Origin of the sequence: Streptomyces qaidamensis, from assembly GCF_001611795.1 — a bacterium.
In the GTDB taxonomy this organism is placed as follows: Bacteria; Actinomycetota; Actinomycetes; order Streptomycetales; family Streptomycetaceae; genus Streptomyces; species Streptomyces qaidamensis.
Genome location: NZ_CP015098.1, coordinates 3,628,937 through 3,643,697, shown reverse-complemented (window position 1 = coordinate 3,643,697; position 14,761 = coordinate 3,628,937). Strand labels below are relative to the sequence as shown.

The window sequence follows — 14,761 nt, the reverse complement described above, 5'->3', positions numbered from 1 at the left end:
CGGCACGGGCGGCTTCCGGCCGCGCCGCACGGCATGTCGTTACATGACCATTCAAGCCAAGGTTGGGCTCAAATCCGTATCCCGCCGAGACCGGCACCCTCACGGCAATTGAGGGTTTTGTGATGACTCTTGACCGCTTGCGGCACCGTTCGGCGCTCCGGACGGCGATGTCCTGGCAGGTCAGCGAAGTGTGCCCGGAGGGGTGTGTGGGGTGTTTCACAGCACGACACGGTGGGGTGACCTGGTGGAGAGTCGTCGCGGCCCGCTCAAGAGTGCGGTACCGTCCAACGTCGTGAGCCCTGTACGTCGCTGTTCGCGCACCGCCTGCGGCCGTCCCGCCGTCGCGACGCTGACGTACGTCTACGCCGACTCGACCGCGGTCCTCGGCCCGCTCGCCACCTACGCCGAACCCCACTGCTACGACCTGTGCGCCGAGCACTCCGAGCGCCTCACCGCCCCGCGCGGCTGGGAAGTCGTCCGGCTCCTCGACGGTTCGGCACCGGCCCGCCCCAGCGGCGACGACCTGGAAGCGCTTGCGAACGCCGTGCGCGAGGCGGCCCGTCCCCAGGAGCGGGCGGCCGGGGCGGGCGGCGGGGGTCGCGGGGCCGACCCGAGGGAGGTCGCGCGACGCGGCCACCTGCGGGTTCTGCGCTCGCCCGACAACTGACCCCACCCCCGGTCCCCCGCATTCCCGTTTTCTCCACACGCGCACCATTGACGTGAGCTTGGCGCGGACATGACCATTCCGGCGTGAGGCTGCGAGAAATCGCTTTCGCATGACGGAAACCGGGAAGGCGCCCGTGTACGTCCGGGAACTGGAACCCCTCGCCGGCTCACTCGGCCTGTCCGCCCTGGTGGCTGCCCTGCCCTTGGTGATCGTCCTGGTCCTGCTCGGCGGCGTCCGCATGAAGGCACACCTGGCGGGCCTGACCGGCCTTGTCGCCGCCGTCCTCGTCGCCCGGCTCGCGTACGGCATGCCGCTCTGCCAGACCCTCTCCAGCGCTGCCCAGGGGGCCGTCTTCGGCCTCTTCCTCATCCTGTGGATCGTCGTCAACGCCCTGTGGGTGTACCGGATGACCGTCCGCACCCGGCACTTCGACATCCTGCGCCGGTCCTTCGGGCGGCTGTCCGACGACCCGCGCATCCAGGCCCTCGTCATCGCCTTCTGCTTCGGGGCGCTGCTGGAGGCGCTCGCCGGCTTCGGAGCGCCCGTCGCGATCAGCGCGGTGATGCTGGTCGCCCTCGGCTTCGAACCGGTGCGCGCCGCGGTCGTCGCCCTGGTCGCCAACACCGCGCCCGTGGCCTTCGGCGCGATGGGCACACCGGTCGTCACGCTCGCCCAGGTGACCGGACTGCCGATTCACTCCGTGGCGTCCGTGGTGGGCCGTCAGACGCCGCTGCTGGCCCTCGTGGTGCCCCTGGTCTGGTCTGGCTCGTGGACGGCCGGCGCGGCCTGCGTGAGACCTGGATGCCCGCCCTGGCGTGCGGAGTCGCCTTCGCCGTCGCCCAGTTCGCCGCCTCCAACTACGTCTCCGCCCAACTCGCGGACATCGGCGCCGCCCTGGCCGGCGCGGGCGCCCTGGTCGCCGTACCACGCGCGCGTGTGTGCCCGCCGCCGAAGCCGTACGCGCCTCCGTGCTGACCGGCGCCCGCAGTGAGGAACTGGACGAGCAGGACCCGCCCCGCGAGGTCCTGCGCGCGTACGCCCCCTACGCCCTGATCGTCGTGATCTTCTCCGTCGCGCACGGCCGTCAAGGACTGGCTCGCCAGAACCACCCAGACCTTCGACTGGCCCTTCCTGGATGTCGCCGGCCCCGACGGCGAACCGGTCGCCGGCAACGTCTTCAGCTGGCCCGTCGTGTCGACCGGCGGCACCCTCGTCCTGCTCGCCGGGATCTGCACGGCCGCCGTCCTCGGGGTGCACGCGCGCGTGGCGGTCAGGGAGTGGCTCGCGACCGTCCACGAACTGCGCTTCGCGATCCTGACGGTGACGTCCGTCCTCGCGCTCGCCTACGTCATGAACCTCTCCGGGCAGGCGGCGACCATCGGCCACTGCGTGGCGGCGGCCGGGGCGGGACTCGCGTTCCTGTCGCCCGTCCTCGGCCGGTTCGGCGTCGCCGTGACCGGCTCGGACACCTCCGCCAACGCCCTCTTCGGCGCCCTCCAGGCCACCGCCGCCCGCGAGTCCGGACTCTCGCCCGAGCTGCTGGCCGCAGCCAACAGCTCCGGCGGCGTCCTCGGCAAGATGATCTCCCCGCAGAACCTCACCATCGCCTGCGCGGCCGTCGGAATCGCGGGCCGCGAGGGCGACCTGCTGCGCAAGGTGCTGCCCCGGAGCCTGGGCCCGCTGCTGGTGATGGGCCTGATCGTGGTCGGCCAGAGCACCCCGGTCCTGGACTGGACGCTGCCCTGACCTGAGGTTACGGCTGAGGGTCCTCTTGGCATCCGCCCGGCGCGCTGTCGGTGGGCGAGGGTAGTTTGGGCGGACCGACAGTACTTTTCAGGAAGGTTGGCCGTGGCTGCTGATCTGTCGCAGGTCGTGAAGGCGTACGACGTACGCGGAGTCGTCCCCGACCAGTGGGACGAGTCCCTGGCCGAGCTCTTCGGAGCGGCCTTCGTGCGGGTCACCGGCGCGAGCGCCATCACGACCGGGCACGACATGCGGCCCTCCTCACCGGGCCTGTCGCGTGCCTTCGCGCGCGGGGCGGCCGCCCTGGGCGCCGACGTGACGGAGATCGGTCTCTGCTCGACCGACCAGCTGTACTACGCCTCGGGCGCGCTGAACCTGCCGGGCGCCATGTTCACCGCCTCCCACAACCCGGCGCAGTACAACGGCATCAAGATGTGCCGCTCGGGCGCCGCCCCGGTCGGCCAGGACACCGGCCTCGCGCAGATCCGCGAACTGGTCGAGGGCTGGAGCGAGTCGGGCGCCCCGCAACCGGCCGCGAAGGCGGGCACCATCACCGGCCGCGACACGTTGTCGGACTACGCGGCCCATCTGCGCTCCCTGGTCGACCTGACCTCCATCCGCCCCCTGAAGGTCGTCGTCGACGCGGGCAACGGCATGGGCGGGCACACCGTCCCCGAGGTCTTCACCGGCCTGCCGCTGACGCTGGTCCCGATGTACTTCGAGCTCGACGGCACCTTCCCCAACCACGAGGCCAACCCCCTCGACCCGGCCAACCTCGTCGACCTGCAGAAGCGGGTCCGCGAGGAGAGCGCCGACCTGGGCCTCGCCTTCGACGGCGACGCCGACCGCTGCTTCGTCGTCGACGAGCGCGGCGAACCGGTCTCCCCGTCGGCGATCACCGCCCTGGTCGCCTCCCGCGAACTGGCCCGACACGGCGGCAGGGGCACGATCATCCACAACCTGATCACGTCCTGGTCGGTCCCCGAGGTCGTCGAGGAGAACGGCGGCAGCCCGGTCCGCACCCGCGTCGGCCACTCCTTCATCAAGGCGGAGATGGCCCGAACCGGAGCGATCTTCGGCGGCGAGCACTCCGCGCACTACTACTTCCGCGACTTCTGGAACGCCGACACGGGCATGCTGGCCGCCCTCCACGTCCTGGCGGCCCTCGGCGGCCAGGCCGGCCCCCTCTCCGCCCTCGTGGCCCAGTACGACCGCTACGCCGGCTCCGGCGAGATCAACTCCACCGTCGCCGACCAGCAGGCCAGCCTCGCCGCGATCCGCTCCGCCTACGGCACCCGCGAGGGCATCACCCTCGACGAGCTCGACGGCCTCACGGTCTCCTCCGCCGACTGGTGGTTCAACGTCCGCCCGTCCAACACGGAGCCTCTGCTGCGCCTGAACGCGGAAGCGAGGGACGCCGAGACGATGGCCCGGGTCCGGGACGAGGTGCTGGGGATCATCAGGAGCTGAGGCCCCACCCCCACCGGCGGTAACCTGACCAGGCACGACCCCACGCGCCCGCACCCTCGGAGGAACCCCTCATGCCCCTCGAATCCGGCCTCCTCGAGATCCTCGCCTGCCCGGCCTGCCACGCCCCCCTCAAGGAGCAGGAAGCCGAACTGATCTGCACCGACACCAGCTGCGGCCTGGCCTACCCCGTCCGCGACGGCATCCCCGTCCTCCTCGTCGACGAGGCCCGCCGCCCCGCGTGACCGACGGGGGCGCCCGCACCCACGGGGACACCCGGTGCACCCATAGCCCCCGCGTGACCGACAGGGGGCGCACGCACCCACCGGGACACCCCGGGGCACACATAGCCCCCGCCACAGCGGGCACGATCCAGGACACCCTCATAACGGACCCCGGCGATGGGAAGCTGCCGCCCATGCTCGACGAATCGCTGCTCGACTCCCCTGAGGGCCTCGCCGAGGCCGACCACCGCGGACTGCTCCGCGGCGCCGCAGAAGCCGGTGCCCGCGTCCGCACGGCCGCCCGCCACGCCGCCGAGGCGGGCGTGGGCGACCTCAAGCCGGACGGCCGCCCCCGCGCGGTCCTCATCGCCGGCCCGGGCGCCGCCGCCACCCACGCCGCCGACCTCATCGGCACGCTCGCCGGCGCCGGCAGTCCGGTCACTCGCCTCGCCCCCACCGGCGTCGCCCCCGCCGCGGGCGCCCTGCGCTGGGAACTGCCCGGCTGGGTCGGCTCCGTGGACCTCCTGCTGATCACCACCCCCGACGGCACCGAACCCGGTCTGTCCCTCCTCGCCGAGCAGGCCTACCGCCGGGGCTGCACCGTCGTGGCCGTGGCCCCCGCCCGTACCCCGCTCGCCGACGCCCTCGCCGGTGTGCACGGCCTGTTCGTCCCCGTGGCGACCGCCCCCTACGACCAAGAGGAGCCCCTCGCCGCGTCCGCCCCCGGCGTCCTGTGGGCCCTGCTCACCCCGCTGCTCGCGCTCCTGGACCGCACCGGCGTACTCGCCGCCCCGCCGGACGCTCTCGGCAAGGTCGCCGACCGCCTCGACCGCGTCGCCGAACGCTGCGGCCCGGCCATCGCCACGTACAGCAACGCCGCCAAGACCCTCGCCGCCGAACTCGCCGACGCACTCCCGATCGTCTGGACCGAGGGGATCTCGGCCGGCCCGGCCGGCCGCCGCTTCGCCGCCGCCCTCGCCGAACTGTCAGGAACCCCCGCGGTCGTCGCCGAACTCCCCGAGGCGCTCGCCGCCCACGGCGCCCTGCTCGCCGGGCCACTGGCCGCCAGCGCCGACCCCGACGACTTCTTCCGCGACCGCGTCGAGGAACCACCCGCCCTGCACGCGCGCGTGGTCCTGCTCCGCGACCGCCCCATCGGCGGCCTCACCGCCGCCCCCGGCGCCCGCGACCTCGCCCTCAGCCACGACACACCGATCAGCGAGCTGGAACCGGAGGCCGGCGGCGAACTGGAGACCCTCGCGGAACTGATCGCCATCACGGATTTCGCCGCGGTTTACCTGGCGCTCGCTTCGAGGGTCTGATCTTGCCCGGGACACCCTGAAGCGCCCGCACCCCGCACACGCAGAGAGAACCCCATGGACCGCCTCGACAACACCATCCGCCCCTACGCCTGGGGTTCCCCGACCGCCATCCCGCAGCTGCTCGGCGTCGAACCGACCGGCGAACCGCAGGCGGAGATGTGGATGGGCGCCCACCCCGGCGCGCCCTCGCGCACCGACCGGGGCACACTCGTCGAGGTCGTCGGCGCCGACCCGGAGAAGGAACTCGGCCCCGCCGCCGTCGCCAAGTTCGGCCCCCGGCTGCCCTTCCTCCTCAAGCTCCTCGCCGCGGGCGCCCCGCTCTCCCTCCAGGTCCACCCCGACCTCGTCCAGGCGAAGGAGGGCTACGCGGACGAGGAGCGGCGGGGCATCCCCGTGGACGCACCGCACCGCAACTACAAGGACGCCAACCACAAGCCCGAACTGATCTGCGCCCTCACCGAGTTCGACGGCCTGTGCGGCTTCCGTGCCCCGCTGGAGGCCGCCGCCCTCCTCGACGACCTCGGAGTCGACTCCCTCAAGCCCTACGTCGACCTGCTCCACGCCCACCCCGAGGACGCCGCTCTGCGCGAGGTCCTCACGGCGATCCTCTCCGCCGACCCCGACGAGATGGCCCGCACCGTCGCGGAAGCGGCCGCCGCCTGCGACCGCCTCGGCGGCGCCTACGCCCCCTACGCCGACATCGCCCACCACTACCCGGGCGACCCCGGCGTCATCGCCGCGATGCTGCTGAACCACGTCAGGCTCCAGCCCGGCGAGGCCCTCTACCTCGGCGCCGGCATCCCGCACGCCTACCTGAACGGCCTCGGCGTGGAGATCATGGCCAACTCCGACAACGTCCTGCGCTGCGGCCTGACCCCCAAGCACGTCGACGTCCCCGAACTCCTGCGCATCGTCCGCTTCCGAGCCGGCGACCCCGGCGTCCTGCGCCCCGAGGCCTCCCCGGACGGCGAGGAGGTCTACGAGACCCCCATCGACGAGTTCCGCCTCTCCCGCTACGTCCTGCCCGAAGCCGGCACCGCCCGCGACCTCACCCGCACGACCCCCCAGATCCTGCTCTGCACGGCCGGCGCCGTCCGGGCGGGCGAGCACGACCTGACCCCCGGCCGGTCCGTCTTCGTACCGGCCGGCGAAAGGGTTGAAGTGTCCGGAACGGGAACGGTCTTCCGGGCCACGGTCGTCGCCTGACCGTTTCGACGCCCCTCGTGCCGGTGACCTGAAACACCACAGTCGGATCGGGCTGCAACAATGGCCCACCGTCAAGCACGGGCAAAGCCACGGGCGCCGCACACGGCGGCGTCCCGGCCCTGGAACGGCGTACGTACGAAGGGACAACGCGAACCTATGAGCGCGTCAGGCGGCACCAAGGCGATCGTGGCGGCACTGGCCGCCAACCTCGCGATCGCGGTAGCGAAGTTCGTGGCGTTCATCTTCAGTAACTCGTCGTCGATGCTCGCCGAGTCCGTCCACTCACTCGCCGACTCCGGCAACCAGGCGCTGCTCCTGGTCGGCGGCAAGAAGGCCAAGCGCGAGGCCACCCCGCAACACCCCTTCGGCTACGGCCGCGAGCGCTACATCTACGCCTTCCTCGTCTCCATCGTCCTCTTCTCGGTCGGCGGCATGTTCGCCCTCTACGAGGGCTACGAGAAGATCAAGCACCCGCACGAGCTGACGAACTGGTACTGGCCGGTCGGCGTCCTCGTCTTCGCGATCATCGCCGAGACCTTCTCCTTCCGCACGGCCATCAAGGAGTCCAACGTCCTGCGAGGCGAGCGCTCCTGGAAGGAGTTCGTCCGCCACGCCAAGGCCCCCGAGCTCCCGGTCGTCCTCCTGGAGGACCTCGGCGCCCTCGTCGGCCTCATCCTCGCCCTCGGCGGCGTCGGCCTCGCCCTGCTCACGGGCGACAGCGTCTGGGACGGCATCGGCACTCTCTGCATCGGCATCCTGCTCATCCTGATCGCCCTGGTCCTCGCCGCCGAGACCAAGTCGCTGCTGCTCGGCGAGTCCGCCGGCACCGAGGAGACCCAGAAGATCGAGGCCGCCCTCGTCGACGGCGAGACGGTCACCCGCATCATCCACATGCGCACGCTCCACCTCGGCCCCGACGAACTCCTCGTCGCCGCCAAGATCGCCGTCCAGCACGACGACACGGCGACCGAGATCGCCTCCGCCATCGACGCCGCCGAGTCCCGCATCCGCGACGCCGTCCCGATCGCCCGCGTGATCTACCTCGAACCGGACATCTACAGCGAGGCCGAGGCGGCCAAGGGCTCCGACCCCGAGGCCTCCCCCGGAGGCCCGGCCCCCGCGGCCCACTGACCTCTCCCGCCTGCGCCCACGGGGCCCGCCGGACCAACCGGCGGGCCCCGTCGCCGTCCCCGGACCCGCCGGTGATCGCTCGGGGGATTCACGGGCGGGCTGGGGTTCGCCCCCGCCCCCGGTGTAGCTTGGGACGGAGCCAGACGTCGCTGCTGATGGCGGTCGGGCGGTCCGATGCGGACCGGCCGAGGGAGAGAGGGCCTCCGACGGACTGCGCTGCGCGTACGCGGGCATGCCTGTGTCCTCTTTCGGGCACTCCTGTGTCCGCCGCCGCGCAGACCAGCCGTACCCACCTCGCCCCAACTCCGAGGAGCAGCTCGCAATGACGACTGTCGAGAACCGACAGGACTTCAAGGTCGCCGACCTCTCCCTGGCCGCATTCGGCCGCAAGGAGATCACCCTCGCCGAGCACGAGATGCCGGGTCTGATGGCGATCCGCAAGGAGTACGCCGCGACGCAGCCCCTGGCCGGCGCCCGCGTCACCGGCTCCCTGCACATGACCGTCCAGACCGCCGTGCTCATCGAGACCCTGGTCGCCCTCGGCGCGCAGGTCCGCTGGGCCTCCTGCAACATCTTCTCCACCCAGGACCACGCGGCCGCCGCCATCGCCGTCGGCCCGAACGGCACCGTGGACAACCCCCAGGGCGTCCCGGTCTTCGCCTGGAAGGGCGAGACCCTGGAGGAGTACTGGTGGTGCACCGAGCAGGCGCTGACCTGGCCGGACAGCCCCACCGGCGGCCCCAACATGATCCTGGACGACGGCGGCGACGCCACCCTCCTCGTCCACAAGGGCGTGGAGTACGAGAAGGACGGCAAGGTCCCCTCGCCCGACACCGCCGAATCCGACGAGCACCGCGTCATCCTCGAACTGCTGAACCGCACCATCACGGACGGCTCGCAGAAGTGGACCCAGCTGGCCTCCGAGATCCGCGGCGTCACCGAGGAGACCACGACCGGCGTCCACCGCCTGTACGAGATGCAGCGCGACGGCACCCTCCTGTTCCCGGCGATCAACGTCAACGACGCCGTCACCAAGTCGAAGTTCGACAACAAGTACGGCTGCCGCCACTCCCTCATCGACGGCATCAACCGCGCCACCGACGTCCTCATCGGCGGCAAGACCGCGGTCGTCTTCGGCTACGGCGACGTGGGCAAGGGCTGCGCGGAGTCCCTGCGCGGACAGGGCGCCCGCGTGATCGTCACCGAGATCGACCCGATCTGCGCCCTCCAGGCCGCGATGGACGGCTACCAGGTCGCGACCCTCGAGGACGTCGTCGACAAGGCCGACATCTTCATCACCACGACCGGCAACAAGGACATCATCATGGCCGCGGACATGGCCAAGATGAAGCACCAGGCCATCGTCGGCAACATCGGCCACTTCGACAACGAGATCGACATGGCCGGCCTCGCCAGGATCCCGGGCATCGTCAAGGACGAGGTCAAGCCGCAGGTCCACACCTGGACCTTCCCCGACGGCAAGGTGATCATCGTCCTGTCCGAGGGCCGCCTGCTGAACCTGGGCAACGCCACCGGCCACCCGTCATTCGTGATGTCCAACTCCTTCGCGGACCAGACCCTGGCCCAGATCGAGCTGTTCACCAAGCCCGACGAGTACCCGACCGGCGTATACGTGCTGCCCAAGCACCTCGACGAGAAGGTCGCCCGCCTCCACCTCGACGCGCTCGGCGTGAAGCTCACGACGCTGCGCCCCGAGCAGGCCGAGTACATCGGCGTGAAGGTCGAGGGCCCGTTCAAGCCGGACCACTACCGCTACTGAGCCGAGCAGCACCGCTGCCGGTCAGCCGGCTACCGGTTCAGATCTCCGAGGCAGGCCCCCGCACCCCCGTGCCGGGGGCCTGCCCCGTTTGACGGACCGGCGACCGGCCCAGCCCGTCAAGACCCAGGACCCCCATGCCCCGCGGCCGATATTCGCTCCACGATCCGCACGATCACACCCTCCTCGCAGACGAGCACTTCCAGTGCGCCCCCGGCCCCTCCGGCTGGCGCTACGTCTCCCAGCTGACCACCCCCGCCGGCGATCACCACGGCTCCGTCGACCTCACCCTCGACGAACTGGGCCGTCCCCTCCGCCTTGAGCTCCACGCCGCCGCCTGGCAGGTCCGCGGCGCCGCCCTCGACGGAGTGACCTGGGTCCGCACCGATCCCACCGGGACCGAGGCCACCGAAGGCAATGTGCGCGCCCACGCCTTCACCGGCACGTCCCCGGCATTCCTCGTCGCCACCGCCCGACTCCTGCGCCTCACCCCCTCCGCGACCGCCACCCGCGTACGCCTCGTCGCCTTCACGGACCCGGTCCTCGCCCCGCGCACCGTCGACCAGTCCTGGGCCTTGCTGAAAAGCGAAGCACACGCCACTGACAACGGCCCCCTGACCGTGGACGAATACCAGGTCACAGCCCTGGATACGGGCGAACAGCACACCGTGCACATCACCGGGGACGTGGTGCTCGCGGCCCCCGGCATCGAGCTCGAAGACCTGGAGTCACCACCGTCGGTGTTCACCTGAGCAGGCAGCGGAGCCCGGCCGGACTGCGCCGCCCTCCACTACCCCGGCGGCACGAACCCGGTGCCGGGCCGCTCGCCCGCCGAAGCCCCCGGTGACTCCGCGGGCCGCCACCCCGCGTCGGACGGCTCGGACACCACCTCGGGTGCCCCGACCGGCCGCGCAGAGGCAGCCGGTGCCGAGCCCACAGCCTGTGCGTTGCCCGCTGCCGGAGTCTCGCCCGTACCCACCGCGCCGTTCGTCGCCGGAGCCGGAGCCGGAGCCGGAGCCGGAGCCGGAGCCGGAGCGGATGCGGTCGCCTGGGCCGAAGCGGATGCGGATGCGGTCGCCTGGGCCGCATCGTTCCCGAAGGCCCGCCGGGCCTCCCGCGCCTGCCGTTCCTGCACGACAGCAGCCAGATACGCCGCCGGCGGCACACCCTGCGGCACCGGAGCGCCCGTCCGCTCGGCGAGATCCGACGCCAGCCGGTCCGCCATCGACCAGCCCACCTGTGGATCCAGCTGCTGCATGCGCGTCAGGTACTGCCGGACGGCGAGCCACAACCCGTCGGGCACCGCGGACAGATCGAGCGCCGAGAACCGCCCCGCCAGCCAGGGCGGAGGAGGCGGCACGAAACCGGTCCGCGTGACCGGAATCCGCTCCCGCACGACGAGCGTCCCCGCGAAAACATCCCCCAGCCGCCGCCCGCGCGCCGACACGAACGAGGCGATGCAGGCGACGGTCCCCAAGGTCATGAGGATCTCGATCACGCCGATCAAGCCCCTCACCAGCGCATGCCGGAACCGGATCGGACCCCCGTCGTCCCGCACCACCCGCAGCCCGCACGCCATCTTTCCGAGCGACCGCCCGTGACTGAGCGTCTCCACCGCGATCGGCGCGCCCACCAGCACGAGAACGAACGTGGCGATCGACAGCGCCGTCTGCGCCGCCTCGTCGAGCGACGCCGTGGAAACGACCAGCGCGATGGTCACCGCGACATAGACCGCCATGGCCGCCACCAGATCGAGCAGTACGGCCAGCGCCCTGCTGGGCAGCCTCGCGGGGCGCAGCTCCAACGTCACAGCCTCGCCCGTCACCAGCTCACTCACGCCTGCCGTCCTTCCCCTGCCCTGCCCCCGACAGGGCCAGTCTGCCAAGCTGAGGGCGCATCGCACCGTAGTACGACAAGCTGATCCACGACGAGCCTCCGACGACCAGCCGAGGAGCAGGCACCCCCATGGACCTCGACGTCTTCGTCTCCGCCCACCGAGCGGAGTGGGACCGCCTCGAAGCCTTGCTCCGCCGCCAGCGCCGCCTCAACGGCACCGAAGCCGACGAACTCGTCACCCTCTACCAGCGCACGGCGACGCACCTCTCCCTGATCCAGTCCAGCGCCCCCGACCCCCAGCTGACCGGCCGGCTCAGCCAGCTCGTGGCACGCGCGCGTAGTGCCGTGACAGGCACCCGACGCGCCTCCTGGCGCGATGTCACACGCTTCCTGGCTCACGGTTTCCCGGCCGCCGTCTACACGTCGCGCCACTGGTGGGTGCCCACCGCGCTCCTGTCGACGGCCGTCGCGGCCCTCCTGGGCTGGTGGATCGGTACCCACCCCGAAGTGCAGGCCTCCATCGCGGCCCCCAGCGAACTCCGCGAGCTGACCCGCCCCGGCGGCCAGTACGAGACGTACTACTCCAGCCACCCGGCGGCGAGCTTCGCCGCCCAGGTCTGGACGAACAACGCCTGGGCCGCTGCCCTGTGTCTCATCCTCGGGGTCTTCCTGGGACTCCCGGTCCTCTGGATCCTCTTCCAGAACATGCTCAACCTCGGCATCGGCATCGGCCTGATGTCCTCGGCCGGCCGCCTCGACACCTTCCTGGGCCTGGTCCTCCCGCACGGCCTCCTCGAACTGACCGCGGTCTTCGTCGCGGCCGGCACCGGCCTGCGTCTGGGCTGGACGCTCATCGACCCCGGCCCTCGGACACGGCGGACGGCGCTCGCGGAAGAAGGCCGAGCCGCCATAGGCATGGCCATCGGTCTGGCCCTCGTCCTCTTCGTCTCCGGCGCCATCGAAGGCTTCGTCACCCCGTCCGGCCTCCCCACCTGGGCCCGCATAGCCATCGGGGTCGCCGCCGAGGTGGCCTTCCTGACCTACGTCTACGTCCTGGGCAGCCGTGCCGCCCGTGCTGGAGAGACAGGTGACGTCGAGGCAGCGGAACGCAGCGCGACCGTCCCCACAGCAGCCTGATCGTCCCGCCCACCGGCGGATGTGCGACCACCTCTGTTCAGCTGCTAGTCTCCTCTTCGCCCCACAGGAGCCGTTGACACGGCGAGTGTGGGGAGGTAGATTTGAACAGTTGCCTGGAGATGGGCTCTAGCCCCGGACCAGCCACAGTGAACATCTACCTGCTTCTTGAAACGCTGATTTCATTGAAGCCTCTCCCGATGAATCGGAAATGAGCGGCCGGTCAATCCGGTCTGAAACTTCTGATAAAGTCGGAACCGCCGGAAAGGGAAACGCGGAAGCGGGAACCTGGAAAGCACCGAGGAAATCGGATCGGAAAGATCTGATAGAGTCGGAAACGCAAGACCGAAGGGAAGCGCCCGGAGGAAAGCCCGAGAGGGTGAGTACAAAGGAAGCGACCGTTCCTTGAGAACTCAACAGCGTGCCAAAAGTCAACGCCAGATATGTTGATACCCCGTCTCCGGCCATAACGGCTGGGGCGAGGTTCCTTTGAAGAAAACACAGCGAGGACGCTGTGAACGGTCGGGCCTATTCCGCCTGACTGTTCCGCTCTCGTGGTGTTCATCCCGATTACGGGAAAACATTCACGGAGAGTTTGATCCTGGCTCAGGACGAACGCTGGCGGCGTGCTTAACACATGCAAGTCGAACGATGAACCACTTCGGTGGGGATTAGTGGCGAACGGGTGAGTAACACGTGGGCAATCTGCCCTTCACTCTGGGACAAGCCCTGGAAACGGGGTCTAATACCGGATAACACTTCCATCCTCCTGGGTGGAGGTTAAAAGCTCCGGCGGTGAAGGATGAGCCCGCGGCCTATCAGCTTGTTGGTGAGGTAATGGCTCACCAAGGCGACGACGGGTAGCCGGCCTGAGAGGGCGACCGGCCACACTGGGACTGAGACACGGCCCAGACTCCTACGGGAGGCAGCAGTGGGGAATATTGCACAATGGGCGAAAGCCTGATGCAGCGACGCCGCGTGAGGGATGACGGCCTTCGGGTTGTAAACCTCTTTCAGCAGGGAAGAAGCGAAAGTGACGGTACCTGCAGAAGAAGCGCCGGCTAACTACGTGCCAGCAGCCGCGGTAATACGTAGGGCGCGAGCGTTGTCCGGAATTATTGGGCGTAAAGAGCTCGTAGGCGGCTTGTCACGTCGGGTGTGAAAGCCCGGGGCTTAACCCCGGGTCTGCATTCGATACGGGCTAGCTAGAGTGTGGTAGGGGAGATCGGAATTCCTGGTGTAGCGGTGAAATGCGCAGATATCAGGAGGAACACCGGTGGCGAAGGCGGATCTCTGGGCCATTACTGACGCTGAGGAGCGAAAGCGTGGGGAGCGAACAGGATTAGATACCCTGGTAGTCCACGCCGTAAACGGTGGGAACTAGGTGTTGGCGACATTCCACGTCGTCGGTGCCGCAGCTAACGCATTAAGTTCCCCGCCTGGGGAGTACGGCCGCAAGGCTAAAACTCAAAGGAATTGACGGGGGCCCGCACAAGCAGCGGAGCATGTGGCTTAATTCGACGCAACGCGAAGAACCTTACCAAGGCTTGACATACACCGGAAAGCATTAGAGATAGTGCCCCCCTTGTGGTCGGTGTACAGGTGGTGCATGGCTGTCGTCAGCTCGTGTCGTGAGATGTTGGGTTAAGTCCCGCAACGAGCGCAACCCTTGTTCTGTGTTGCCAGCATGCCCTTCGGGGTGATGGGGACTCACAGGAGACCGCCGGGGTCAACTCGGAGGAAGGTGGGGACGACGTCAAGTCATCATGCCCCTTATGTCTTGGGCTGCACACGTGCTACAATGGCCGGTACAATGAGCTGCGATACCGCGAGGTGGAGCGAATCTCAAAAAGCCGGTCTCAGTTCGGATTGGGGTCTGCAACTCGACCCCATGAAGTCGGAGTTGCTAGTAATCGCAGATCAGCATTGCTGCGGTGAATACGTTCCCGGGCCTTGTACACACCGCCCGTCACGTCACGAAAGTCGGTAACACCCGAAGCCGGTGGCCCAACCCCTTGTGGGAGGGAGCTGTCGAAGGTGGGACTGGCGATTGGGACGAAGTCGTAACAAGGTAGCCGTACCGGAAGGTGCGGCTGGATCACCTCCTTTCTAAGGAGCACTTCTTACCGATCCCTTCGGGGTGAGGTCAGAGGCCAGTACATCGGCGAATGTCTGATGCTGGTTGCTCATGGGTGGAACGTTGACTATTCGGCACACTTGATCGTCTTCTCCTTCTAGTACTGCTCTTCGGAGC

Annotated in this window: 10 protein-coding genes, 1 rRNA gene and 1 pseudogene; 11 read left to right on the top strand and 1 reads right to left on the bottom strand. The window is 69.5% G+C overall.

The genetic code is table 11. The annotated features are described in order from the left end of the window. Positions 1–244 precede the first annotated feature (244 nt). From A4E84_RS15920 to A4E84_RS15885, 9 genes and pseudogenes are all read left to right on the top strand, one after another. The gene (locus A4E84_RS15920; RefSeq protein ID WP_030844668.1) at positions 245–667 is read left to right on the top strand and encodes a DUF3499 domain-containing protein; all 423 of its coding nucleotides are present in this window, start codon (positions 245–247) and stop codon (positions 665–667) included. Between the two features lie 133 nt (positions 668–800). Then, a pseudogene (locus A4E84_RS15915) lies at positions 801–2,413 on the top strand (L-lactate permease). 102 nt (positions 2,414–2,515) lie between these two features. Then, the gene (locus tag A4E84_RS15910) at positions 2,516–3,880 is read left to right on the top strand and encodes a phosphomannomutase/phosphoglucomutase (RefSeq protein WP_062927218.1); all 1,365 of its coding nucleotides are present in this window, start codon (positions 2,516–2,518) and stop codon (positions 3,878–3,880) included. Positions 3,881–3,951: 71 nt separating this feature from the next. Continuing rightward, positions 3,952–4,122 (top strand): Trm112 family protein, encoded by a 171-nt coding sequence (locus A4E84_RS40755; RefSeq protein ID WP_079128977.1) that lies wholly within the window; start codon positions 3,952–3,954, stop codon positions 4,120–4,122. 173 nt (positions 4,123–4,295) lie between these two features. Then, complete coding sequence (locus A4E84_RS15905; RefSeq protein ID WP_062927217.1) at positions 4,296–5,423, top strand: SIS domain-containing protein; 1,128 nt, start codon at positions 4,296–4,298, stop codon at positions 5,421–5,423. A gap of 54 nt (positions 5,424–5,477) precedes the next feature. Continuing rightward, positions 5,478–6,629: a mannose-6-phosphate isomerase, class I gene (manA, locus tag A4E84_RS15900; RefSeq protein ID WP_062927216.1), complete on the top strand. Its 1,152-nt coding sequence runs from the start codon at positions 5,478–5,480 to the stop codon at positions 6,627–6,629. Between the two features lie 156 nt (positions 6,630–6,785). After that, entirely contained in the window at positions 6,786–7,760 is a 975-nt protein-coding gene (locus A4E84_RS15895; protein WP_062927215.1) for a cation diffusion facilitator family transporter, read from the top strand. Between the two features lie 322 nt (positions 7,761–8,082). Beyond that, entirely contained in the window at positions 8,083–9,540 is a 1,458-nt protein-coding gene (gene ahcY / locus A4E84_RS15890; protein WP_062927214.1) for an adenosylhomocysteinase, read from the top strand. Between the two features lie 134 nt (positions 9,541–9,674). Continuing rightward, a complete protein-coding gene (locus A4E84_RS15885; protein ID WP_062927213.1) occupies positions 9,675–10,289 on the top strand; it encodes a hypothetical protein in 615 nt (204 codons plus the stop codon). Positions 10,290–10,327: 38 nt separating this feature from the next. On the opposite strand, the gene A4E84_RS15880 is transcribed toward A4E84_RS15885, so the two are convergent. Next, positions 10,328–11,374: an RDD family protein gene (locus A4E84_RS15880; RefSeq protein WP_062927212.1), complete on the bottom strand. Its 1,047-nt coding sequence runs from the start codon at positions 11,372–11,374 to the stop codon at positions 10,328–10,330. A 128-nt stretch (positions 11,375–11,502) separates the two neighbouring features. Here A4E84_RS15880 and A4E84_RS15875 point away from each other — a divergent pair, with 128 nt between their 5' ends. Then, positions 11,503–12,510 (top strand): stage II sporulation protein M, encoded by a 1,008-nt coding sequence (locus A4E84_RS15875; protein ID WP_062927211.1) that lies wholly within the window; start codon positions 11,503–11,505, stop codon positions 12,508–12,510. Between the two features lie 580 nt (positions 12,511–13,090). Beyond that, a 16S ribosomal RNA gene (locus A4E84_RS15865) occupies positions 13,091–14,616 on the top strand. The last annotated feature ends 145 nt before the right edge of the window (positions 14,617–14,761 follow it).

Coding starts and splice junctions, on each gene's coding strand:
- A4E84_RS15895 (WP_062927215.1), top strand. CDS start 6,786: ATGAGCGCGTCAGGCGGCACCAAGGCGATCGTGGCGGCACTGGCCGCC.
- A4E84_RS40755 (WP_079128977.1), top strand. CDS start 3,952: ATGCCCCTCGAATCCGGCCTCCTCGAGATCCTCGCCTGCCCGGCCTGC.
- A4E84_RS15875 (WP_062927211.1), top strand. CDS start 11,503: ATGGACCTCGACGTCTTCGTCTCCGCCCACCGAGCGGAGTGGGACCGC.
- manA (WP_062927216.1), top strand. CDS start 5,478: ATGGACCGCCTCGACAACACCATCCGCCCCTACGCCTGGGGTTCCCCG.
- A4E84_RS15885 (WP_062927213.1), top strand. CDS start 9,675: ATGCCCCGCGGCCGATATTCGCTCCACGATCCGCACGATCACACCCTC.
- A4E84_RS15905 (WP_062927217.1), top strand. CDS start 4,296: ATGCTCGACGAATCGCTGCTCGACTCCCCTGAGGGCCTCGCCGAGGCC.
- ahcY (WP_062927214.1), top strand. CDS start 8,083: ATGACGACTGTCGAGAACCGACAGGACTTCAAGGTCGCCGACCTCTCC.